Here is a 22,538-nt window from a genome sequence, read left to right as displayed (position 1 = left end):
AGGAGACCAGCAGTGGATACCGCCGCATCGAACGGCAGCGGCCAGACCGGAACGGCGCGCGTCAAGCGCGGCATGGCCGAGATGCTCAAAGGCGGCGTCATCATGGACGTCGTCACCCCGGAGCAGGCCCGGATCGCCGAAGGCGCCGGCGCGGTGGCGGTGATGGCGTTGGAACGGGTGCCCGCCGACATCCGCGCCCACGGCGGGGTGGCGCGGATGAGCGACCCCGACATCGTCGAGGCCATCATCTCCGCGGTCACCATCCCGGTGATGGCCAAGGTCCGCATCGGGCATTTCGTGGAGGCGCAGATCCTGCAGAGCCTCGGCGTGGACTACATCGACGAGTCCGAGGTGCTGACCCCCGCGGACTACACCCACCACATCGACAAGTGGAAGTTCACGGTGCCCTTCGTGTGTGGGGCGACCAACCTGGGCGAGGCCCTGCGTCGCATCAGCGAGGGCGCGGCGATGATCCGGTCCAAGGGCGAGGCCGGCACCGGTGACGTCTCCAACGCCACCACCCACATGCGGGCGATCAGCGGGGAAATCCGCCGGCTGACGTCGCTGTCGGAGGACGAGTTGTTCGTCGCCGCAAAGGAATTGAGCGCCCCCTACGAACTCGTCGCGGAGGTCGCCCGCGCCGGCAAGCTGCCGGTGACGCTGTTCACCGCGGGCGGCATCGCGACCCCGGCCGACGCGGCGATGATGATGCAGCTGGGCGCCGAGGGCGTCTTCGTCGGCTCCGGCATCTTCAAGTCCGGCGCGCCCGAACACCGCGCCGCCGCGATCGTCAAGGCCACCACGTTCTACGACGACCCCGACGTGCTGGCCAAGGTGTCGCGCGGGCTGGGCGAGGCGATGGTGGGCATCAACGTCGAGGAGATCGCGCAGCCGCACCGCCTGGCCGAGCGCGGCTGGTAAGAACAGTCTGTGTCGATCGAGCAGATCCTCGATCTCGAGCAACTCGAGGTCAACATCTATCGCGGGCGCGTCTTCAGCCCGGACTCGGGTTATTTCCAGCGCACGTTCGGCGGCCACGTGGCCGGCCAGTCGCTGGTGTCGGCGGTGCGCACCGTCGAGCCGGGCCACCTGGTGCACTCGCTGCACGGATACTTCATCCGGCCCGGTGACGCCACGGCGCCGACCGTGTTCCTCGTCGAGCGCCTCCGCGACGGCGGCTCGTTCTGCACCCGGCGGGTCAACGCCGTCCAGCACGGCGAGACCATCTTCTCGATGTCGGCCTCGTTCCAGACCGACCAGGAGGGCATCAATCACCAGGACGCCATGCCGGAGGCCCCCGCACCCGACGACAACCTCCCGGGCCTTAACTCGATGAAGGTGTTCGACGATGCCGGCTTCCGTCAGTTCGAGGAGTGGGACATCCGGATCGTGCCGCAGGAGCGCCTGCAGCGCCTGCCCGGCAAGGCCTCCCAGCAGCAGGTGTGGTTCCGCCACCGCGACCCGCTGCCCGATGACCCGGTCCTGCATATCTGCGCGCTGGCCTACATGAGCGACCTGACGCTGCTGGGGTCGGCGCAGGTGAACCACCTCGACGAGCGGGAGCATTTGCAGGTGGCCTCGCTCGACCATGCGATGTGGTTCATGCGGGTCTTCCGCGCCGACGAGTGGCTGCTCTACGACCAGTCCTCGCCGTCGGCCTGCGGCGGGCGGGCGCTGTGCCAGGGCAAGATCTTCAACTCCTCGGGCGAGATGGTGGCGGCGGTCATGCAGGAGGGCCTGACCCGCTTCCCCCGCGGATACGTGCAAACCCGGCCGTGAACGCCCCGCGCATCGGCGTGCTGGCGCTGCAGGGCGACACCCGGGAACACCTGGCGGCGCTGCGCGAGGCCGGCGCCGAGCCGATGCCGGTGCGCCGCCGCAGCGAGCTCGATACGGTCGACGGGCTGGTCATCCCCGGCGGCGAATCCACCACGATGAGCCACCTGCTGCTCGACTTCGACATGTTGGAGCCGCTGCGCGGGCGGCTCGCCGAGGGGATGCCGGCCTACGGCGCATGCGCCGGGATGATCCTGCTGGCCAGTGAGATCCTGGACGCCGGCGCGCGGGGCAGGCAGGCGCTGCCGCTGCGGGCGATCGATATGACGGTGCGGCGCAACGCTTTCGGACGGCAGGTCGACTCCTTCGAGGGTGACGTCGCGTTCGCGGGCTTCGACGTCCCGGTGCGGGCGGTTTTCATCCGCGCGCCGTGGGTGGAGCGGGCCGGTGACGACGTGCGGGTGCTGGCGAGTGCGGCGGGTCACGCCGTCGCGGTCCGGCAGGGCCCGATGCTGGCGACGGCGTTCCACCCGGAGGTGACCGGTGACCGTCGCGTCCACCAGTTGTTCGTCGACATCGTCACCGGCGAGGCCTGAAATCACATCCGTCACTTCCGTCCCCAGAAGGTGGGTGTGTGCCTTTTTGCCCGCCTCATAGCGACAATTCGCGGGCGGCGTGACGACGGCGTGACGGCGGGGTGGCGGGCGGCGTGACGGCGGGGTGCATCGCGGGGCGACCGCGGGGGGTTACGTCTACCCCCACGGGCGGGATTGTCGCCACGAGGCGGGCAAAAAGTGTGCCGACCGCTTCTTGTGACGGGTGTGACTGACGGGTGTGGCGGGGGGGCGGCGGCCGGGCCGCGCCGGTCGCCCACGTAGACTCGTCTGGCGAACTTCAGGCAAGGGAAGAGGTAGATCAACCGATGAGCGGCCATTCCAAGTGGGCCACCACCAAACACCAGAAGGCCGTCAAAGACGCGCGCCGTGGCAAGGAGTTCGCCCGGCTGATCAAGAACATCGAGGTCGCCGCCCGTACCGGCGGTGGTGACCCGGCGGGCAACCCGACGCTGTACGACGCCATTCAGAAGGCGAAGAAGACCTCGGTGCCCAACGACAACATCGAGCGCGCCCGAAAGCGGGGCGCCGGCGAGGAAGCGGGCGGCGCCGACTGGCAAACCATCACCTACGAGGGCTACGCGCCCAACGGTGTGGCTGTGCTGATCGAGTGCCTCACCGACAACCGCAACCGGGCGGCCAGCGAGGTCCGCGTGGCGATGACCCGCAACGGCGGCACCATGGCCGATCCCGGGTCGGTGGCCTACCTGTTCTCCCGCAAGGGCGTGATCATGCTGGAAAAGAACGGCCTGACAGAAGACGACATCCTGGGCGCGGTGCTCGACGCGGGCGCCGAGGACGTCAACGACCTTGGCGACAGCTTCGAGATCATCTCGGAGCCAACGGATCTGGTCGCGGTGCGTACCGCCCTGCAGGACGCCGGCATCGACTACGAATCGGCGGAGGCCAGCTTCCAGCCGTCGGTCAGCGTGCCCGTGGACCTCGACGGAGCGCGCAAGGTGCTCAAGCTCGTGGAAGCGCTCGAGGACAGCGACGACGTGCAGAACGTCTACACCAACGTCGACCTCTCCGACGAGGTGCTGGCCGCTCTCGACGAGGACTAGGACGGAACGCCGGCGGGCGAAAGACCCGAAGGGTTCCGGCCGTGGGCGGCCCGGGACTTTGTTTGTCGTGGTCGGCCCCGAGGTTAGGTAGGCATCGTGAATGGTGACGCGGACTCCGGCACATCCAGACACGACCGAATCCTCGACGCGGCGCTGGAGGTCTTTTCGGTCCACGGAACCTCGAACGCGACGCTGCAGATGGTCGCCGCGGCCGCCGGGGTGTCCGTGGGGCTGGTGCAGCACCATTTCGGCTCGAAGGACGGGCTGATCGAGGCCGTCGACGCCTATGCGCAGAGGATCATCGCCGCCCAGCTGACGACGCCACTGCCGGAAGCGGGGCCTGACTATCTTCCCGAGATGGGCCGGCGGGTCACCTTCCTGCTCTCCGAGCACGCGAGCGCGGTGGACTATCTGACCCGTCAGGTCCTGAACGGCAGCCCTGCCGGTGCGGCGGTCTTCGACGCGCTGGTGACGATGGGCATCGCGCGATGGCGGCGACTCGTCGAAATCGGAGCCACGCCAGCCGATCTCGACGTCTTCTGGGCCGCCGTGAATCCGCTGATCCTGACGCTGGGCACGATAGCCGTCCGTCGACACCTCGACCGCCACCTGCCGGAGCCGTTTGACGCCCCCGCCGAGATGCAGCGTTGGGAGCGGTCGGTCACCATGCTGCTCCGGGGGCAGCTGCGGCCGTAACACCGGCTCCGGGCCGGTGTCCGGACCTGGCCGTGGCGTGCAATATGCGCGTATTGCACAATATCCGGATATGGTAACCGGTTCCGTCTCGCCGTCGGAGAACGTCGATAGCCGCCAGTTGGTTCGCGCCCTGGCCGGCTTTGCCGGCCCGGCCAAGGCGGTGGTGATGCAGGCCCATGACGAGGCTTATCGCTATGCGACCGGCTACGTCGGAACGGGACACATTTTGCTCGCCCTGGTGTCGGATCCCGCATGCCCGATCGCGGTGGCGCTCTCGGCCCGCGCGGCGGGCCCCGACGTGGTGCGCCGCCGTTTCGAAGAGGGCGCCGGGGTAAACGGCCGGCAACCCCCGCGGGTGACCCACCTGCCCTACAGCATCAACGCGAAATCGGTGCTCATCGGCGCGGACTGCCGAGCCCGCATCGGCGGGTCGGCCGTGGGCCGCGGCCACCTCTGGTGGGCCCTGAGCCACGTCCCGAGTTCGTCGGCGGCCGAGATATTGGGTGGGCTCGGGCAGCTTGACTACGTGCGGGGCGCTTCCGACGAATACGGTCCCGACCGGCCCGACCGGCTGGACACGCGCTAGTCGTAGCCGTGGCGCATGTCCTCGACGATGCGCGGGTTCTCCAGGGTCGACGGCTCCAGCGGGCGCGGCCCGGTGTCCGATGAAAACACCGTCGCGGCGTCGAGCACCTGCTGGTTGAGGAAGCGCAGCGGCGGAGCGTTGGGCGGCATCGTCGGCACCGGCGGGGCCGGCCCGCGGCGCGCCAGCGCGAACCCCCAGTCGCCGAAGGTCGGCACGTGCACGTGGTAAGGGGTGACCGCGTAGCCGGCCGCCCGCACCGTCGACACCGTGCGCCAGAACGCCGTCGGGGTCGAGAACGGGCTGCCCGACTGCACGACCATCAGCCCGCCGGGCGCCAGCGCGCGGGCGACCAGCGCGTAGAACTCGGTCGAGTACAGCCGGCCCAGCGCGGGGGTGTCGGGATCGGGCAGGTCGACGATGACCGCGTCGAACGACCGGTCAGCGACGGGCCCGCGCAGCCACGTCATCGCGTCGCCGATCACGACGTCGACGCGGGGGTTGTCCAGCGATCCGCCGTTGGCCTCGCGCATGGTGGTGCGCGCGAGGTCGATGACGGCGGGGTCGAGCTCGACCTGCACGATCCGCTGCACGCCCGGCTGGCGGAGCAGCTCGCGGGCGCACAGCCCGTCCCCGCCGCCCAGGACGAGCACCGAGTGCGCGCCGGCCCCGAGCGCCGGGTAGACGAGACTCTCGGTGTAGCGGTATTCGTCCCGCGTGGAGAACTGCAGGCCCCCGTCCAGGTAGAGCCGCATGTCGGCGCCGCGGCGGGTCACCACGATCTCCTGGTACGGCGTGTGCCGGTAGGCGATGATCGGGTCGGCGTAGAGGCGCTGCCTGCTGGTCGTCTCGATGTCGTGCGAGCGCACGAGCAGCGTGGTGAGCAGCGCGAGCGCCAGCCCGAGCGCGCACAGCGCCGACGCCAGCTGGCGCGGGGAGACGACGCGGCGCAGCAGGAAGACGGCCACGACGGCGGCGGCCGCCAGGTTGATCACGCCGGTCGCCGCCGCGCCGCGGATCATGCCGAGCTGGGGCAGCAGGAAGAACGGCCAGACCAGCCCGCCCAGCAGCGCACCGAGGTAGTCGGCGGCGTTCAGGTTGGCCAGGGTGCGGCCGGTGTCCGCGGCCCCGAGGGTCCGCCCGCGTTGCAGCAGCGTCATCAGCAGCGGCACCTCGGCGCCGACGAGGCCGCCGATCAGGGCCGTGCCCACCGCCAGCACCCAGGTCGACTCGTCGTCGATGAAGGCGAACACGGCGTACAGCGTCGCCGCGGACAGGCCCCCGACGATGCTGAGCAGCGCTTCCACGGCGACGAACGTGATCGCCGCGTGCGCCAGCAGCGGCTTGACCAGCAAGGCGCCCGCGCCCAGCGCGGCGATGTAGCCGGCCACGATCAGCGAGGTGGCCACGATGCCGCCGCCGTCCAGGCTGGCCGACAGGGTCAGCAGCGCGAGTTCGTAGACGATGCCGCACGCCGCGCAGGCGGCGACCGCGGCCAGCAGCACGGCCCGCCAGCGCCCGGACGCGGCCGCCACGACCCTAGGGGTGACGTGGGTCATGAGATCGCGGCGGCGATGACTCCTCCCACCGCCACGAGCATGGTGGCGGTGGCGAACGCGGCGGGGTGCAGGGTCGGCTCCTCGACGTGCTCGCGGAACCGGCCCGGCACCGCGATCTGCAGGATCAGCAGCGCGCCGCCCTGCAGCACGACGCCGACCAGCCCGTACACCGCGACCCCGATGAGCCCCTCGCCGAGCGAGCTGTAGCTGCTGGCGATGGCGCTGATGATGACGATCGCGAGCGCGACGTACATGGCCGACGCCAGCACGACGGCGTTCGGGCGCCGGTCGATGAAGACCAGCCGGCGCAGGCTTCCGGGGGTGAGCACGTCGACCATCAGGAAGCCGGCGATCAGGACCCCGACTCCCACCGCGAAGTACAGGACGACGGCCAGCACGCCCTGAGCGATGGTGCCGAAGTTGATCGCCCCGAAGTCGAGGCTCGAAGAAACTAGGGCGTACATGACTGTCTCCTTTGCTACTTGACCCTGCCGCCGGGTCCGCCGGGGGTGCCCCCGGCGCCACCCGCGGGGGATCCGGGGGTGAATCCTGGGCCGAGGAAGAGGAACGCGCCGTGGTTGTATCCGGCGCTCAGGGGCTCCACGCGGATGCTGCACGGGCGGGTGCCGTCGGGGCCGACGATGACGATGTCGCTGCTGTAGCGCAGGTACTCGTTGTCGTCGTTGGCCGCGCGCGCCGCCGGGGCCTGATAGTTGGCCAGCGTGTCGGCGACGTCGTCCGGCGACCCGCTGCACTCGTACCGCGTGCCGTCGGCGTCGCGGGAGTATTCGCGGTAGTGCGAAGCGATATAGGATCCGATGTCCTTGTGCAGCAACATGATTCCGGGCACCAGGCAGGCGACCGCGGCGACCGCCAGGCCGCCCGCGATCAGCAGCAGGCGGTTGCGGGTCACGGCTGCCACCGGCTCGCCGTATGAACCACGATCCCGCCGGAGCCGGCGGGAACCCCCGGATACAGATGCCAGGTCTGCCAGCGCCAGCCGTCGCCGTCGGGTTCGGCGGCCAGCGGCGCGGGCGGGGCCGCGTTGAGCACGAGGCGCAGCGCCTTGCCGGACACGTCCTGCGGGTTGACGGCGAGCTGATGCAGCGGCACCGGTGCGCTCCTAAGGGGAGGGGGGCGGTGCGGGGTAGAGCGTGAGCTCGCCGGGCCGCACCGGCTTGCCGGTCGATATCTCCCATGGTGTGCCGGGGGACCAGCGCTCGAACGAAAGCAGCGCGCTCTCATCGGCATTGGCGCAGTCGATGAACTCCATGTCGCCGGCCGCGGGCAGGCCCGTGGTGCCTTCGGTCGTGTAGGAGGCGCGGCCGCGTTCCGACTCGTGGAACGTCACGCCGTCGACGAGGTAGGGCTGGCCGGGTTGCAGCGTCACGTCCTTGCGGGCCACCCACATGGCCAGCTCCAGGCGCCCGTCGTCCTCCTCGACGCTGAACCAGACCGGCTCGTCGCCGCCCTCGAGCAGGTGCTCCCACCACACGAACGGCCCCTCGCGGTAGGTCACCGAGCCGCGCACCACATAGTCGACGCCGGCGTAGCTGACGATGGCGCCCGGCCCCAACTCTCGCGGGCCGAATTGCGGCGACGCGTTGAACGCGAGCGGGTCCTGGCGCGCACCCCCGGACCTGGGTGCCTTGGGCCGGCGCAACGCGATCACCAGAACGACGATCGACGAGATGAACAACACCGCGGCGATCACGACCAGGACTGTGCCCACGGGAACCTTTCGGAGCCGAACGTGGGCTACAAGTTAACAGCTTTAGCGCGAGACGCCGGCTCCGCGCTATCGCGGCGTCGCCCTGGCGCCGCGTGTCGTGCCCGCCGATGTCGCACCCAGCCGCTAACCTATCGAACAGCTGTTCGGCAATCGGTGGGAAACGGCGGGAGCGGTGTAGAGGCTATGCGGGTGATGGGCGTCGATCCCGGGCTGACCCGATGCGGCCTGTCGGTCGTCGAAACGGGGCGCGGGCGTCAGGTCGTGGCGCTCGACGTCGACGTCGTGCGCACGCCCTCCGACGCGCCGCTGGCGCGGCGCCTGCTGGCCATCAGCGACGCCGTCGAGCATTGGCTGGACACCCACCGACCGGACGTGGTGGCCATCGAGCGGGTGTTCTCGCAACTGAACATGACGACGGTGATGGGCACCGCGCAGGCCGGCGGGGTGATCGCGCTCGCGGCGGCCAGGCGATCGATCGACGTGCACTTCCACACGCCCACCGAGGTCAAGGCGGCGGTCACCGGCAACGGCGCCGCGGACAAGGCGCAGGTGACCGCGATGGTCACGAAAATCCTTGCGCTGCAAGCCAAACCGACACCGGCCGACGCCGCCGACGCGCTGGCGCTGGCGATCTGCCACTGCTGGCGGGCCCCAATGCTGGCCCGGCTCGCCGAGGCCGAGGCGCGGGCTGCGCAGCAGCGGCAGGCCTACCGGGCCAAGGTGCAGGCCAAGCTGAAGGCCGCCCGATGATCGCGTCGGTGCGCGGCGAGGTGCTCGAGGTGGCCCTCGACCACGTGGTGATCGAGGCCGCCGGCGTCGGCTACCGGGTGAACGCGACGCCGTCGACGCTGGCGACGTTGCGCCAGGGTGGCGAGGCCAGGCTGATCACCGCGATGATCGTCCGCGAGGATTCGATGACGCTGTACGGGTTCGCCGACTCCGAGACGCGTGACCTGTTCCTGACGCTGCTGTCGGTGTCGGGCGTCGGGCCCCGGCTGGCCATGGCGACGCTGGCCGTGCACGACGCGGCCGCGTTGCGCCAGGCCCTGCACGACGGCGATGTCGCCGCGCTGACCCGGGTGCCGGGGATCGGCAAGCGCAGCGCCGAGCGGATGGTGCTGGAACTGCGCGACAAGGTCGGTGGCATCGCGGCGGGCGCGCCGGCCGGTGTCGCGCAGAACGGCCACGCGGTCCGCGGCCCGGTGGTCGACGCCCTGGTCGGGCTGGGGTTCGCCGCCAAGCAGGCCGAGGAGGCCACCGACAAGGTGCTGGCCGCCGACCACGACGCGACCACGTCCGCCGCGCTGCGGGCCGCGCTGTCGCTGCTGGGTAAGTCCCGATGAGCGGCGACTATCGGGAGGACCCGCCGGAGCCCGACGACCGGGACGTCTCCCCGGCGCTGACCGTGGGCGAGGGCGACATCGACGTCAGCCTGCGACCCCGCACGCTTGCGGAGTTCATCGGGCAGCCGCGGGTGCGCGAACAGTTGCAGCTGGTCATCCAGGGCGCCAAGAACCGCGGCGGCACGCCCGACCACATCCTGCTGTCCGGGCCGCCGGGCCTGGGCAAGACGTCGCTGGCGATGATCATCGCGGCCGAACTGGGGTCTGCGCTGCGGGTGACCTCCGGCCCGGCGCTCGAGCGCGCCGGCGACCTGGCCGCGATGCTGTCCAACCTGGTCGAGCACGACGTGCTGTTCATCGACGAGATCCACCGCATCGCGCGGCCCGCCGAGGAGATGCTGTACCTGGCGATGGAGGACTTCCGGGTTGACGTGGTAGTCGGCAAGGGCCCGGGCGCCACCTCGATCCCGTTGGAGGTCGCGCCCTTCACCCTGGTCGGCGCGACCACCCGGTCCGGCGCGCTCACCGGCCCGCTGCGCGACCGGTTCGGGTTCACCGCGCACATGGATTTCTACGAACCCGCCGAACTGGAACGCGTGCTGGCCCGGTCCGCCGGGATCCTCGGCATCGAGCTGGGCGCATCGCCAACCGGCTGCTGCGCCGGGTCCGCGACTTCGCCGAGGTGCGCGCCGACGGGCTGATCACCCGCGACGTCGCCAAGGCCGCGCTGGCGGTGTACGACGTCGACGAGCTGGGCCTGGACCGGCTGGACCGGGCGGTGCTGTCCGCGCTGACCCGCAGCTTCGGCGGCGGCCCGGTGGGGGTCTCGACGCTCGCGGTGGCGGTCGGTGAGGAGGCCACCACCGTGGAAGAGGTGTGTGAGCCGTTCCTGGTGCGCGCCGGCATGGTCGCGCGCACGCCGCGCGGCCGCGTCGCGACCGCGCTGGCCTGGACGCACCTGGGTATGACGCCGCCGGCCGGGGTGACCGGGCTGGGCCAGCCGGGCCTGTTTGACTAGCGGGTCGCGACTCGCGGGTCGCCGCCATCCGGCATAGTTGCGATCGCGAGCGCGGCGGAGCCGGGCGAAGCGGGTCGCCACCACCCGGCACAGTTGCGATCGCGAGCGCGGCGGAGCCGGGCGACAATTGACGCCGATACACCAGGAGGACGCGATGTTGACCGCAGGGTTGGTACTCGCCGGGCTGGCCGCCCTCTTGCACGTCTACATCTTCGTCATGGAGTCGCTGACCTGGACCTCGCCGCGCACCCGGGCCGTCTTCGGCACCACGCCGGAGGAGGCCGACACCACCCGGCTGCTCGCCTTCAACCAGGGGTTCTACAACCTGTTCCTGGCGATCATCACGTCCGTCGGGATCGGCACCGTCGCCATCGGGCACGAGGTGGTTGGGGCCACGCTGATCCTCGCGGGGGCCGGCTCGATGACCGCGGCCGCGGTGGTGCTGCTGGTATCCGCCCCGGACAAGGCGCGGGCCGCGCTATTCCAGGGGGTCTTCCCGGCCCTGGCCATCGCTCTGGTGCTCCTCGGCCTGCGGTACTGACAGACCGGTTACTTCTCGGTGGCCGGGGGTACCCGTTTTGAGCCGGAATTCGACCGGCTTCTACCGAGGAGATGTCATGAAAAGCACGGAGTACGACCGCCCGGGCGGGCTGCGGATGCCGCGCTCGCGCGGCGCGATCAGTGGATTGCTCCTGGTCATCCTGGGTGCGTGGGGCGCGTTGATCCCGTTCGTCGGTCCGCACTTCAACTTTGCGTACACGCCGGACCAGGAGTGGGCGTGGACGTCCGCCCGCGGTTGGCTCGAGGTGCTGCCGGGAGCCGCGACCGTGGTCGGTGGTTTGCTGCTGATCCTCGCCGGCAACCGCGCCGCCGCGATGCTGGGCGGCTGGCTGGCGGTCCTGTCCGGCGCCTGGTTCGTCGTCGGCAACCAGGTGGCTCCGCTGCTGGGCATCGGCTCCGCCGGCGACCCGGTCGCCGCGACCGAGCGCAAGCGCACCGCCCTGGAGATCTCCTACTTCACCGGCCTGGGCGCGCTGATCATCTTCATCGGTGGCGTGGTGCTGGCCCGCACGGCGGTGCGCCTGGCCCGCGACGTGACGCCCGTGGCTGCGGCGGCGGATCCGCGGCCGGCGCCGGCGGCCGAGCCGCACCACGAAGTGGTGGGGGAGCCGGTGTCCTCGGGCGCGATGACCATGCCCCGCGGTGACCGCTACGTCGTCCCGGAGGAGGCGCGGCCGAAACGGGGATGGCGCCGCCAGCGCGCGGACGCCGAGCCGGCAGGGCACTCCAGGTTTCTGCACTGGCCGCATCCCCAGCGATAACCGGTAGGCGCAAGCGAATCGCCCAGCTCCCGCGGGAGCTGGGCGATTCGCTTACCGGGACCTCGCTACAGCAGCCCGAGCAGCTGCAGGTCGGTGGCGTACTTGACGATGATCGGCGCCGAGACGTGTGGAATGTCCTTGTCGGGGCCGATTTTCGCTTCCTGCACCGCCGCGCGGAAACGGTCGGTCGGTGCCAGCGATCCGCGCAGCGGCTTCTCCGGCCGTTGGTAGTTGTGCAGCAGCGGCAGCAGCGAGTACTGACGCTGCCGGTCCGGAAGCGCCCGCAGCGCCGTGTCGAACCGCTGCAACCACTGTCCATAGTCGGCGATGCGCTCGATCGAGTAGCCGGCCTCGACCAGCCAGTCGACGTACTCATCCAGCCCGATGCCGTCGTCGTATGGATTCATGACGTGATACGTCTGGAAGCCCTCACGCGGTCCCAGCGTCGAGATCGCTGCGGCGATGAACTCGACCGGCAGCCCGTCGTAGTGCGCCCGCTGCCGGTTGCCGTCGGCGTCCAGCTCGTAGAACGAACCGGGCGCGATGCCGGTGGCCACCAGGCTCAGCATCAGCCGGGTGAACATGTCCGGCAGGTTGAGCTGGCCCGCGTACGTGGTGTCGGCCAGGATCATGTCGCACCGGAACACCGCGACGGGCAGGCCGCACAGGTCGTGGGCCTCGCGCAGCAGCACCTCGCCGGCCCACTTGCTGTTGCCGTAGCCGTTGGCGTAGTTGTCGTTGATCGCCCGCGTGGCGCTGATCTGCCGGATGTCGGCGTCCTCGACGAACTCGCCCGGCTTGATCTGGTCGCCCACACCGATCGTGGACACGTACGTGTACGGCTTCAGCTTGGTGGTCAGCGCGATCCGTATCAGCTCGGCGGTGCCAAGCGCGTTGGGGCCGAACAGCTCGCTGTAGGGCAGCACGTGGTTCACCAGGGCCGCCGGGTCGACGATCAGATCGACGGTGTCGGCCAGCCGCTGCCAGGTCTGCGGGTCCAGGCCGAGGTTGGCCTCGCCCTTGTCGCCGGCGATTACCTCCAGGTGGTCGGCCGCCAGCTCCCGGTAATGCTCCAACAGCTTTGGGTCTCCGCTGTCGAACGTCTTGTCCAGCCGGGCCCGGGCCTCCTCGTCGGAGCGGGCTCGCACCAGGGCGATCACCTTGCCGTCGACCATGTCCATCCGCTCGAGCCATTCCAGCGCGAGGTAGCGGCCCAGGAAGCCGGTCGCGCCGGTCAGCAGCACGGTCCGCGGCTCGGCGCTCGCCTTCGGCAGGTTGGGCGCGGCGGCCAGCCTGGCCTCGTCGAGGAACTTGTCCAGCGTCAGGTCGCTCGCGTGGACCTCGGTCGCGTCGCGCCCGTGCACCGCCGCGAAGGTCGGCCGCCTGGTGCCCTGGCGCTCGGCCTCGATGTAGGCGGCGATGGCCGCCAGGTCGTTCGCCGGGCTCACGATGACGCCCACCGGCACGTCGACGTCGAAGATCTCGCGCAGCAGGTTCCCGAATGTCAACGCCGACAACGAGTCCCCGCCGAGGTCGGTGAAGTGCGCCTCGGGTGACAGGTCGGTGGCCGCCGTGCCCAGCATGGCCGCCGCCGCCCGGATCACCGTCTGCGGCACGGGCGCGTCGGCGCCGCCGCGGCGCAGCTCGGCCAGCTCGTTGGCCTGTCCCTCGGCCAGCTCGGCGTAGAGCTGTTCCAGCCGCTCGCCGTAGTGCGCCTTGAGCTTGGGCCACGCCAGCTTGCGGATGCCGGTCAGCAGCCCGTTCTCCAGGCTGAACGGCGTGGTCTCGACGATGAAGTCGCGCGGCACCTCGTAGGACTGCAGGCCCGCCTCGCGGGCGACGTTCTGCAGCGAGTCGGCGATCCTCGACTTCAGCGCCTCGGCGTCGCCCTCCGCGAGCGCCTCCTCGGTCGGCACCACCACGGCCAGCAGGTAGGGCTGGGCGCTGTTGCCGTAGACGTAGATCTGGCGGATCAGCGGGCTGTTGCCGAACACGGCCTCCAGCTTCGCCAGGGTGACGAACTCGCCCTGGGCGAGCTTGAGCACGTTGTTGCGGCGGTCGACGTACACCAGCCGGTCGGGCGCGATCTCGGCGAAGACGTCGCCGGTGCGGTAGTAGCCGTCCTCGTCGAACACGTTGGCGGTGGTCTCGGCCCGCTTGTAGTAGCCGGGGAACATGTTCGCGGTCCGCAGCAGCAGCTCACCGCGCGGGTGCGGCCGGTCGGTGCCGAAGTAGCCGAGGTCCGGGACGTCGACCAGCTTGTAGTCGATCACCGGGGGACGCTGGATCTCGCCGTCGAACAGCACCATGCCCGCCTCGGTGGAACCGTAGCCGTCCAGCAGGTGCATCTCGAGCAGGGACTCGACCCAGGTCCGCAGCTCCGGCGAGGTGGGCGCCGAGCCGGTCATCGCGAAGATGAACCGACCGCCGAGCTGGTACCGGCGCTGCTCGTCGAGCACCTCGGCCTCGACCGCGCGCCGCTCGTCGGGGTCGTTAGGGTCGGTCAGCCGGCGCTCGACCTGGCGCTGGAATTCGCCGTACAGCGTCTCCCAGATGCGCGGCACGAAGTTCAGTTCGGTCGGCCGGACCAGCTCGAGGTCCTCGAGCAGCGTGGACAGGTCGCTCTTGGCGGCGAAGTAGGCGGTGCCGCCATTGCCGAGGGTGCCGTAGAGGATGCCGCGTCCCATCACGTGGCTCATCGGCATGAAGTTGAGCGTGATCGACGCCGCAGTCTCGCCGAACCAGTTCCGGCTCGACCGGCACCACATCTTGCCGACGTTGCTCTGCGGGTACATCGCGCCCTTCGGCGCGCCCGTGCTGCCGGAGGTGTAGATCAGCAGGGCCAGCGGGTCGTCCTCCTCGGTGGCGTCAGCGGGCACCGCGGGCAGCGACGTGCCGCGCTCGAGGGCGTCGGCCAGTGTCTCCACCGCGACCGGGCCGTCGGCCAGCCGCGCGCGGGCGGCCTCCACGGTTTCGCGTTCGTCGTCGACCTCGGGGTGGTAGTCGAACACCACGAGCTTCTTGGGTAGCTCGTGCTGCGCGCTGAGGATCAGCTCGACCGCTTCGGGCAGCTGGTTGACGCTCGCGGCGAGGGCGCTGGGCTCGGTCTCGGCCACGATCGGCTGCAGCTGGCCCAGGGCCGCGCTGGTCTGCAGCGGGACCGCCACGGCGCCGATCTGCCCCAGCGCGATGTCGATGGTGGTGTAGTCGACGCTGTTGAAGCCCAGCACGCACACGCGGTCGCCCGCCCGAAGCGAGTCGCCGGTGAGGGCGCGCGCAAGGGCGTCGACGCGGTCGCTCAGCTCGCGGTAGGTGGTGGTCTGGAAGTGGGGCAGGATCTCCAGCGAGGTCCGCCCCGTCGCCGGGTCCTGGACGAACCCGACCGCGCGCTGCCCGAGCGCGGGCCGGTCGGCGTAGCCGTCCAGCACCGTCCGGATGATCTGGGGCAACCGCAGGCCCGGCTGTTCCAGGGCCGCAACGACGGCCGGGTCGGGCCGGGCGGCGGCGAACTGCGGGTCGGTGGCTCTGAGTTCTTCTACGCGGCGGGTCAGCCGCTCGTCCTGATCAGTCTGCGACATCAATTTCCCCTACGAATGAAAGATAGTTGTGAGTTCGCGCTGCGGCGCTGACCAATAGAACGTTAGCTAAAGTAACGGTATTCCTCCAATCATCCCACCCGGGCCGGCGCTGTGACATTGCCCACGCAGCCCACGCGGCCCAACGGGCCCAGCGCACCCAGCCGGGGGAGGGCTACAGGTCGCGCAGGATGCCGCCCAGAACGTCGAGCCCCTCGGCCAGCAGCCCGTCGCTGATGGTCAGCGGCGGCAGGAGCCGGATGATGTTGCCGAACATCCCGCAGGTCAACACGATGACCCCGGCCGCGTGCGCCGCCGTCGACCATCGCTTGGCCAGCTCCGGGTCCGGGTCGGACGAACCCGACTTGACCAGCTCGACGGCGATCATGGCGCCCCGGCCGCGCACGTCGCCGATCCGGTCGTCACCGGCCTGCATGCGCAACAGCGGCTCGGTGATGAGTCGTTCCATCTCGCGGGCGCGCTCCACGAGGCCGTCGGTCTCGATCGTCTCGATGGTGGCCAGCGCTGCCGCACAGGCAATCGGGTTGCCGCCGAACGTGCCGCCCAAACCGCCGACGTGGGATGCGTCCATGATGTCGGCGCGGCCGGTGACCGCCGACAGCGGCAGCCCGTCCGCGATGCCCTTGGCGGTGCAGATCAGGTCCGGCTCGATTCCCTCGTGCTCGCAGGCGAACATGGCTCCGGTGCGCGCGAAGCCGGTCTGCACCTCGTCGGCGATGAACACCACGCCGTTGTCGCGGCACCAGCCGAGCAGCGTCGGCAGGAAACCCTCGGCGGGAACGATGAATCCCCCCTCGCCGGCGATCGGCTCGATGATGACGGCGGCCAGGCTGTCGGCGCCGACCTGGCTGTCGATCACGGTGATGGCCCGCGCGGCGGCCTTCTCGCCGTCGGTGGCCAGCTCCTTGTCGAGCAGGCCGTCGCGGTAGGGGTAGGACATCGGCGCCCGGTAGACCTCGGGCGCGAACGGGCCGAAACCGCTCTTGTAGGGCATCGACTTGGCGGTCAGCGCCATCGCCAGGTTGGTGCGGCCGTGGTAGGCGTGGTTGAACGCCACCACCGCCGGCTTGCGGGTGTGCACGCGCGCCGCCTTGACAGCGTTCTCGACGGCCTCCGCGCCAGAATTGAACAGGACCGAGCGCTTCTCGCCACTGCCGGGGGTGAGCCGGTTGAGCTCCTCGGCGACGGCAACGTACTGCTCGTACGGGTTGACCATGAAGCAGGTGTGGGTGAACTCGGCGACCTGCGCCCGCACCGCCTCGACGACGCGGGGCGAGGAATTGCCGACGGTGGTCACGGCGATGCCGGAGGCCAGGTCGATGAGCCGGTTCCCGTCGACGTCCTCGACGATGCCGCCGCCGGCGCGGGCGACGAACACCGGCATCGACACGTTGACGCCGCCGGAGACAGCCGCGGCGCGGCGCTTGCTCAGTTCCAGCGAGGCGGGGCCGGGGATTTCGGTGACCAGCTGGCGACTTTGCTCGAGGCTGGCCACTCTCGTCCTCCTCACCGCGGCGCGGCTGTCACGTCGCGTTTCAAGCCTAGCGGTCGGGCGGGAACAGCCGCCTGCCAAACTGGACGGGCACACTGGACCCGACAGCATGGGTCGCTACGAAAGTCAGGTCGATAAACCCGATGAATAGCTTGGTCTTGTTTTTGCCGTTCGTGCTCATCATGGGCGGCTTCATGTACCTGCAGTCGCGCCGCCAGCGGCGTGCCATGCAGGCCACCATCGACCTGCACGAGTCGCTGCGACCGGGCGACCGGGTGCACACCACGTCGGGTCTGCAGGCCACCGTCGCGGCCATCACCGAGGACACCGTCGACCTGGAGATCGCGCCCGGCGTCGTCACCACCTGGATGAAGCTGGCCATCCGCGACAAGATCCTGCCCGAGGACGCCGAAGCCCCGGACGACCTCGACGAGTTCGACGACGAAGCCGCAGACGCCGAAGACGGTGCCGACCGCCGGGTGATCGGGGATTCCTGACGCCGCCGGGCCGCTTGCGCCCGGACGCCCGCGCGGACACTAGGCTTTGTCTGGCTTTGTCTAGCTCTGTGTGGCCGTGCATGGCTGTGTCGGGGGTAGAGAAGAACCGATTTCGAGGAGAAGGAACGTGGCATCGTCTTCAGCGCCGGTGCACCCTGCCCGCTACCTATCGGTTTTCTTGTTCCTGCTGGTCGGCGTCTACCTCTTGGTCTTCCTCACGGGGGACAAGAAGGCCGCCGCCAAACTCGGCATCGACCTGCAGGGCGGCACCCGCGTCACGTTGACCGCGCGCACCCCCGACGGCTCGCGGCCCAGCCGGGAGGCGCTGGCCCAGGCCCAGCAGATCATCAGCGCGCGGGTGAACGGGCTGGGCGTCTCCGGTTCCGAGGTCGTCGTCGACGGCGACAACCTGGTCATCACCGTGCCCGGGAACGACGGTAACCAGGCCCGCAACCTCGGGCAGACCGCCCGGCTGTACATCCGGCCCGCCGGGAGCCGGCGTCCGACCGGCAAGCGAAACGCCGGCCGGCGGTAGCCCCGATGGCCATCCGGACCGGCCGGCGCGGCCTGACGGGGTGGGGGAATGTCGTTTTTGCGGTGCCGCTCGCCGCGGCCTTGGCGCTGGCGGTCACGCTGACCGCGTGTTCGGGCAGCGCCGCCTCCCATGTCGACTACGTGGTCGACGGTCCGCTGGCCACCTACAACGCCAACACGGTCGTCGGCGCCGCGTCGGCGGCCGCCCAGGCGTTCGCCCGCACGCTGACCGGCTTCTTCTATCACGGCCCGGACGGGCAGGTCGTTCCCGACCGCGACTTCGGCAGCGTCTCGGTGGTGGGCGGCGCCCCGCTGGTGCTGGACTACCAGATCGCCGACAACGCCGTCTACTCCGACGGCAAGCCGGTGACCTGCGACGACATGGTGCTCAGCTGGGCCGCGCAATCGGGCCGGTTCCCCGACTTCGCGGCGGCCAGCCGGGCGGGCTACACCGACATCGCCAACGTCGAGTGCCTGCCCGGGCAGAAGAAGGCGCGGGTGTCGTTCGTGCCCGACCGCAGCGTCGTCGACTACACGCAGCTGTTCTCGGCGACTTCGATGATGCCGTCGCACGTCATCGCCGACAAGCTGAACGTGGACGTGACGGCCGCCCTGCTCAGCAACAACGCGCCGCTGGTGCAGCAGATCGCCACGTTGTGGAATACCGGCTGGGACCTCAAACCCGGGATCGACCTGAAGATGTTCCCATCGTCGGGCCCCTACCGGATCGAGTCGATCCTGGACCACGGCGGGGTGGCGCTGGTCGCCAACGACCGCTGGTGGGGCCCCAAGGCGATCACCAAGCGGATCACGGTGTGGCCGCAGGGACCCGACATCCAGGACCGGGTGAACAGCCGCAGCGTCGACGTCGTCGACGTGGCCGCCGGATCCGCCGGGGCGCTCACCCCGCCGGACAGCTACGACCGCAGCGACTACCCGTCGGCCGGCATCGAGCAGATGATCTTCGCGCCCCAGGGCCCGCTGGCCCAGCCCAAGGCCCGCCGCGCCGTCGCCCTGTGCACGCCGCGCGACGCCATCGCGCACGACGCCGGCGCGCCCGTCGCCAACTCGCGGCTGGACCCCGTGGGCGACGACGCCATCGCCGCGGCGGACGGCGCCGAGCAGGCCGGCCCGTTCGGCAGGGCCGATCCCGCCGCCGCCCGCAACGCGCTGGGTGGCGCGCCGCTCGCGGTGCGGATCGGCTACCAGGGCCCCAACGCGCGCCTGGCCGTCACCGTCGGGACCATCTCCAAGTCGTGCGCCGCCGCCGGCATCGCCGTCACCAACGTCACCCTGGACTCGCCGCCTTCGCAGGCGCTGCGGGACGGCAAGGTCGACGTCTTGCTGGCCGGCACCGGCGGGGCCACCGGCAGCGGGTCGACCGGGTCGTCGGCGTTGGACGCCTACGACCTGCACAGCGGCAACGGCAACAACCTGTCCGGCTACGCAAATCCCCAGGTGGACGGCGCGATCGCCGGCCTGGCGGTGTCCGCCGACCCCGCCGAACGCGCCCGGCTGCTGGCCGACGCCGCGCCGGTACTGTGGGGCGACATGCCGACCCTGCCGCTGTACCGGCAGCAGCGCACCCTGCTGACTTCGAAGAAGATGTATGCCGTGAGCAAGAACCCGACCCGGTGGGGCGCGGGCTGGAACATGGACCGATGGGCCCTCGTGCAATGAGGCGCCCGTGACACCCGTCGGCGAGACCACTCCGGTGGCCGGGATGATCGCGTCGCACACCCGGGTGGTCGCCGATTTCCCGAAGCCGGGCGTGGTGTTCAAGGACCTCACCCCGCTGTTCGCCGACGGGCCGGCGATGACGGCGGTCGTGGACGCGCTGGTGCCCGTCGTGTCCGGCGCCGACCTGCTGGCCGGCATCGACTCCCGCGGGTTCCTGGTGGCGGCGGCGGTGGCCGGCCGGCTGTGCACCGGTGTGCTGGCCATCCGCAAGGGCGGCAAGCTGCCGCCGCCGGTGTACAGCGTGGAGTACGACCTGGAGTACGGCAGCGCGACGCTGGAAATCCCGGCCGAGGGCGTCGAGCTGCGCGGCCGCAACGTCGTCGTCATCGACGACGTGCTGGCCACCGGGGGCACCCTGTCCGCGGCCGCCCGGCTGCTGCAGCGCGCCGGCGCGCACGTGACGGCGGCGGCGGTGGTCATCGAGCTCGCCGCGCTGGGTGGCCGTCGCGCCGTCGCCCCGTTGCGGGTGCTCAGCCTGAGCACGGCCTGATCCGCCCGGCCGCGCGATATCCTGCAGTGGAGACGGGAGGTGACCGACGTGGCTGAGGAGCAGGGCGCAACGCAGGCACTCGACGTGCCCGCGGAGTCGCCCGCCGCCGGCGCGGTGCCGGGGGCGGCCCTGGAAACGGTCACCCAGGCCCCCGACGTCCCGGAGCCACAGGAGGCGCCGGAGGCGCCGGAGCCGCCGGCCGAAACGCTGAAGTCCTCCACCAGCGCCTCGCGCCGGGTGCGCGCCCGCCTGGCCCGGCGGATGACCGCTCAGCGCAGCACGCTCAACCCGGTGCTCGAACCGCTGGTGGCGGTGCACAAGGAGATCTACCCCAAGGCGAACGTTCAGCTCCTGCAGCGCGCGTTCGAGGTCGCCGACCAGCGGCACGCCAGCCAGTTGCGCCACTCCGGCGACCCGTACATCACCCACCCGCTGGCCGTGGCGAACATCCTGGCCGAGTTGGGCATGGACACCACCACGCTGGTGGCCGCCCTGCTGCACGACACCGTCGAGGACACCGGGTACACCATCGAGCAGCTGTCGGAGGACTTCGGCGAGGAGGTGGCGCACCTGGTCGACGGCGTCACCAAGCTGGACCGCGTGGTGCTGGGCACCGCCGCCGAGGGCGAGACCATCCGCAAGATGATCACCGCCATGGCGCGCGATCCCCGCGTGCTGGTGATCAAGGTCGCCGACCGGCTGCACAACATGCGCACCATGCGCTTCCTGCCGCCCGAGAAGCAGGCCCGCAAATCCCGGGAGACGCTGGAAGTCATTGCGCCCCTTGCGCATCGGCTCGGGATGGCGAGCGTCAAATGGGAGCTCGAAGACCTGTCGTTCGCGATCCTGCACCCCAAGAAGTACGACGAGATCGTCCGGCTGGTGGCCGGCCGGGCGCCGTCGCGGGACACCTACCTGGCCAAGGTCCGCACCGAGATCGTCAACACGCTGAACGCGTCCAAGATCAAGGCGACCGTCGAGGGCCGGCCCAAGCACTACTGGTCGATCTATCAGAAGATGATCGTCAAGGGCCGCGACTTCGACGACATCCACGACTTGGTCGGCATCCGCATCCTGTGCGACGAGATCCGCGACTGCTACGCCGCCGTCGGCGTCGTGCACTCCCTGTGGCAGCCGATGGCGGGCCGGTTCAAGGACTACATCGCCCAGCCCCGCTACGGCGTCTACCAATCGCTGCACACCACGGTGGTGGGGCCGGAGGGCAAGCCGCTGGAAATCCAGATTCGCACCCGTGACATGCACCGCACCGCCGAGTACGGCATCGCCGCGCACTGGCGCTACAAGGAAGCCAAGGGCCGCAACGGCGTTCCGCACCCGCACGCCACCGCCGAGATCGACGACATGGCCTGGATGCGCCAACTGCTCGACTGGCAGCGGGAGGCCGCCGACCCCGGGGAATTCCTGGAGTCGCTGCGTTACGACCTTGCGGTGCAAGAGATCTTCGTCTTCACACCCAAGGGCGACGTCATCACGCTGCCGGCCGGCTCGACTCCGGTGGACTTCGCCTACGCGGTGCACACCGAGGTCGGCCACCGCTGCATCGGCGCCCGGGTCAACGGCCGGCTGGTGGCGCTGGAGCGCAAGCTGGAAAACGGCGAAGTCGTCGAGGTCTTCACCTCCAAGGCGCTCAACGCCGGCCCGTCGCGGGACTGGCAGCAGTTCGTCGTCTCACCGCGCGCCAAGGCGAAGATCCGGCAATGGTTCGCCAAGGAGCGCCGGGAGGAGGCGCTGGAGGCCGGCAAGGAGGCGATGGCCCGCGAGGTCCGTCGCGGTGGACTTCCGTTGCAGCGCTTGATGAATGCCGAATCCATGGCGGCGGTCGCGCGCGAGCTGCACTACGCCGACGTGTCCGCGCTCTATACCGCGATCGGTGAGGGGCACGTGTCGGCCAAGCACGCCGTGCAGCGGCTGCTGGCCGAGCTCGGCGGGATCGACCAGGCCGAGGAGGAACTGGCCGAGCGCTCGACGCCGACGACCATGCTGCGGCGGCCGCGCAGCAGCGACGACGTCGGCGTCTCGGTGCCCGGCGCGCCCGGGGTGCTGACCAAGCTCGCCAAGTGCTGCACGCCGGTTCCGGGCGACCAGATCATGGGGTTCGTCACCCGCGGCGGTGGGGTCAGCGTGCACCGCACGGACTGCACCAATGCGGCGTCGCTGCAGCAACAGTCGGAGCGCATCATCGACGTGCTGTGGGCGCCGTCGCCGTCGTCGGTGTTCCTGGTCGCCATCCAGGTCGAGGCGCTCGACCGGCACCGGTTGCTCTCGGACGTCACGCGCGTGCTGGCCGACGAGAAGGTCAACATCCTGTCGGCGTCGGTCACCACCTCCGGTGACCGCGTGGCGATCAGCCGGTTCACCTTCGAGATGGGCGACCCCAAGCACCTCGGCCACCTGCTCAACGTCGTGCGCAACGTCGAGGGCGTCTACGACGTCTACCGGGTCACGTCCGCGGCGTAGAGCC

At 70.4% G+C, this 22,538-nt stretch carries 20 protein-coding genes and 3 pseudogenes; 16 read left to right on the top strand and 7 right to left on the bottom strand.

Annotated elements, in window-relative coordinates; genetic code table 11:
* Positions 1-12: 12 nt before the first annotated feature.
* The 6 genes from pdxS (at position 13) to BN971_RS17910 (ending at position 4,736) form a co-directional block, all read left to right on the top strand.
* The gene (gene pdxS / locus BN971_RS17935; RefSeq protein WP_085181182.1) at positions 13-921 is read left to right on the top strand and encodes a pyridoxal 5'-phosphate synthase lyase subunit PdxS; all 909 of its coding nucleotides are present in this window, start codon (positions 13-15) and stop codon (positions 919-921) included.
* A 9-nt stretch (positions 922-930) separates the two neighbouring features.
* Positions 931-1,779: an acyl-CoA thioesterase II gene (gene tesB, locus BN971_RS17930; RefSeq protein WP_085181181.1), complete on the top strand. Its 849-nt coding sequence runs from the start codon at positions 931-933 to the stop codon at positions 1,777-1,779.
* On the top strand, positions 1,776-2,372 hold the full coding sequence (gene pdxT, locus BN971_RS17925) for a pyridoxal 5'-phosphate synthase glutaminase subunit PdxT (protein WP_085181180.1): 597 nt from the start codon (positions 1,776-1,778) through the stop codon (positions 2,370-2,372). Before tesB ends, pdxT begins: the two co-directional genes overlap by 4 nt.
* 326 nt (positions 2,373-2,698) lie before the next feature.
* Positions 2,699-3,454: a YebC/PmpR family DNA-binding transcriptional regulator gene (locus BN971_RS17920; RefSeq protein ID WP_085181179.1), complete on the top strand. Its 756-nt coding sequence runs from the start codon at positions 2,699-2,701 to the stop codon at positions 3,452-3,454.
* A 96-nt stretch (positions 3,455-3,550) separates the two neighbouring features.
* Positions 3,551-4,150: a TetR/AcrR family transcriptional regulator gene (locus BN971_RS17915; RefSeq protein WP_085181178.1), complete on the top strand. Its 600-nt coding sequence runs from the start codon at positions 3,551-3,553 to the stop codon at positions 4,148-4,150.
* 70 nt (positions 4,151-4,220) lie between these two features.
* The gene (locus BN971_RS17910) at positions 4,221-4,736 is read left to right on the top strand and encodes a Clp protease N-terminal domain-containing protein (protein WP_085181177.1); all 516 of its coding nucleotides are present in this window, start codon (positions 4,221-4,223) and stop codon (positions 4,734-4,736) included.
* Here BN971_RS17910 and BN971_RS17905 read toward each other — a convergent pair.
* From BN971_RS17905 to BN971_RS17885, 5 genes and pseudogenes are all read right to left on the bottom strand, one after another.
* Positions 4,733-6,268 carry a polyamine aminopropyltransferase gene (locus BN971_RS17905; RefSeq protein ID WP_245836760.1) on the bottom strand — a complete coding sequence of 512 codons (1,536 nt, stop codon included), beginning with the start codon at positions 6,266-6,268 and terminating at the stop codon, positions 4,733-4,735. The two genes, BN971_RS17910 and BN971_RS17905, sit on opposite strands and share 4 nt — an antisense overlap.
* A gap of 20 nt (positions 6,269-6,288) precedes the next feature.
* Entirely contained in the window at positions 6,289-6,756 is a 468-nt protein-coding gene (locus BN971_RS17900; protein ID WP_085181175.1) for a DUF350 domain-containing protein, read from the bottom strand.
* A gap of 14 nt (positions 6,757-6,770) precedes the next feature.
* Positions 6,771-7,205 (bottom strand): DUF4247 domain-containing protein, encoded by a 435-nt coding sequence (locus BN971_RS17895; RefSeq protein WP_085181353.1) that lies wholly within the window; start codon positions 7,203-7,205, stop codon positions 6,771-6,773.
* A pseudogene (locus tag BN971_RS26735) lies at positions 7,202-7,318 on the bottom strand (DUF2617 family protein); the annotation flags it as partial. The pseudogene BN971_RS26735 and the gene BN971_RS17895, both read right to left, overlap by 4 nt.
* A 97-nt stretch (positions 7,319-7,415) precedes the next feature.
* The gene (locus BN971_RS17885) at positions 7,416-8,024 is read right to left on the bottom strand and encodes a DUF4178 domain-containing protein (protein WP_085181173.1); all 609 of its coding nucleotides are present in this window, start codon (positions 8,022-8,024) and stop codon (positions 7,416-7,418) included.
* Between the two features lie 183 nt (positions 8,025-8,207).
* On the opposite strand from BN971_RS17885, the gene ruvC reads away from it, so the two are divergent.
* The 5 genes and pseudogenes from ruvC to BN971_RS17860 all read left to right on the top strand — a co-directional run bounded on the left by ruvC (position 8,208) and on the right by BN971_RS17860 (position 11,707).
* A complete protein-coding gene (gene ruvC, locus BN971_RS17880) occupies positions 8,208-8,774 on the top strand; it encodes a crossover junction endodeoxyribonuclease RuvC (protein WP_085181172.1) in 567 nt (188 codons plus the stop codon).
* Positions 8,771-9,367 (top strand): Holliday junction branch migration protein RuvA, encoded by a 597-nt coding sequence (gene ruvA, locus BN971_RS17875; protein WP_085181171.1) that lies wholly within the window; start codon positions 8,771-8,773, stop codon positions 9,365-9,367. Before ruvC ends, ruvA begins: the two co-directional genes overlap by 4 nt.
* Positions 9,364-10,385, top strand: a pseudogene (gene ruvB / locus BN971_RS17870) (Holliday junction branch migration DNA helicase RuvB). Before ruvA ends, ruvB begins: the two are co-directional and overlap by 4 nt.
* A 154-nt stretch (positions 10,386-10,539) precedes the next feature.
* Entirely contained in the window at positions 10,540-10,926 is a 387-nt protein-coding gene (locus tag BN971_RS17865; RefSeq protein WP_085181169.1) for a DUF1304 domain-containing protein, read from the top strand.
* A gap of 76 nt (positions 10,927-11,002) precedes the next feature.
* Entirely contained in the window at positions 11,003-11,707 is a 705-nt protein-coding gene (locus BN971_RS17860) for a hypothetical protein (RefSeq protein WP_085181168.1), read from the top strand.
* A 65-nt stretch (positions 11,708-11,772) separates the two neighbouring features.
* Here BN971_RS17860 and car read toward each other — a convergent pair whose 3' ends face one another.
* Both car and gabT read right to left on the bottom strand, forming a co-directional pair.
* Positions 11,773-15,285 carry a carboxylic acid reductase gene (gene car, locus BN971_RS17855; RefSeq protein WP_085181167.1) on the bottom strand — a complete coding sequence of 1,171 codons (3,513 nt, stop codon included), beginning with the start codon at positions 15,283-15,285 and terminating at the stop codon, positions 11,773-11,775.
* Between the two features lie 172 nt (positions 15,286-15,457).
* Positions 15,458-16,798 carry a 4-aminobutyrate--2-oxoglutarate transaminase gene (gene gabT / locus BN971_RS17850; RefSeq protein WP_085181166.1) on the bottom strand — a complete coding sequence of 447 codons (1,341 nt, stop codon included), beginning with the start codon at positions 16,796-16,798 and terminating at the stop codon, positions 15,458-15,460.
* Positions 16,799-16,938: 140 nt separating this feature from the next.
* On the opposite strand from gabT, the gene yajC reads away from it, so the two are divergent.
* The 5 genes and pseudogenes from yajC (at position 16,939) to BN971_RS17825 (ending at position 22,534) form a co-directional block, all read left to right on the top strand.
* The gene (gene yajC, locus BN971_RS17845; RefSeq protein ID WP_085181165.1) at positions 16,939-17,292 is read left to right on the top strand and encodes a preprotein translocase subunit YajC; all 354 of its coding nucleotides are present in this window, start codon (positions 16,939-16,941) and stop codon (positions 17,290-17,292) included.
* 127 nt (positions 17,293-17,419) lie between these two features.
* Positions 17,420-17,797: pseudogene (locus BN971_RS17840) on the top strand (protein translocase subunit SecD); the annotation flags it as partial.
* Positions 17,798-17,832: 35 nt separating this feature from the next.
* Positions 17,833-19,506 (top strand): ABC transporter substrate-binding protein, encoded by a 1,674-nt coding sequence (locus BN971_RS17835; RefSeq protein WP_085181162.1) that lies wholly within the window; start codon positions 17,833-17,835, stop codon positions 19,504-19,506.
* Between the two features lie 7 nt (positions 19,507-19,513).
* Positions 19,514-20,056 (top strand): adenine phosphoribosyltransferase, encoded by a 543-nt coding sequence (locus BN971_RS17830; RefSeq protein WP_090350410.1) that lies wholly within the window; start codon positions 19,514-19,516, stop codon positions 20,054-20,056.
* A gap of 48 nt (positions 20,057-20,104) precedes the next feature.
* Entirely contained in the window at positions 20,105-22,534 is a 2,430-nt protein-coding gene (locus tag BN971_RS17825; protein WP_085181351.1) for a RelA/SpoT family protein, read from the top strand.
* Positions 22,535-22,538: the final 4 nt, after the last annotated feature.

Origin of the sequence: Mycobacterium bohemicum DSM 44277, from assembly GCF_001053185.1 — a bacterium.
Taxonomy (GTDB): domain Bacteria; phylum Actinomycetota; class Actinomycetes; order Mycobacteriales; family Mycobacteriaceae; genus Mycobacterium; species Mycobacterium bohemicum.
Note: the sequence above shows the minus strand (reverse complement) of the source record. Positions and strands in the feature narration are given on the sequence as shown.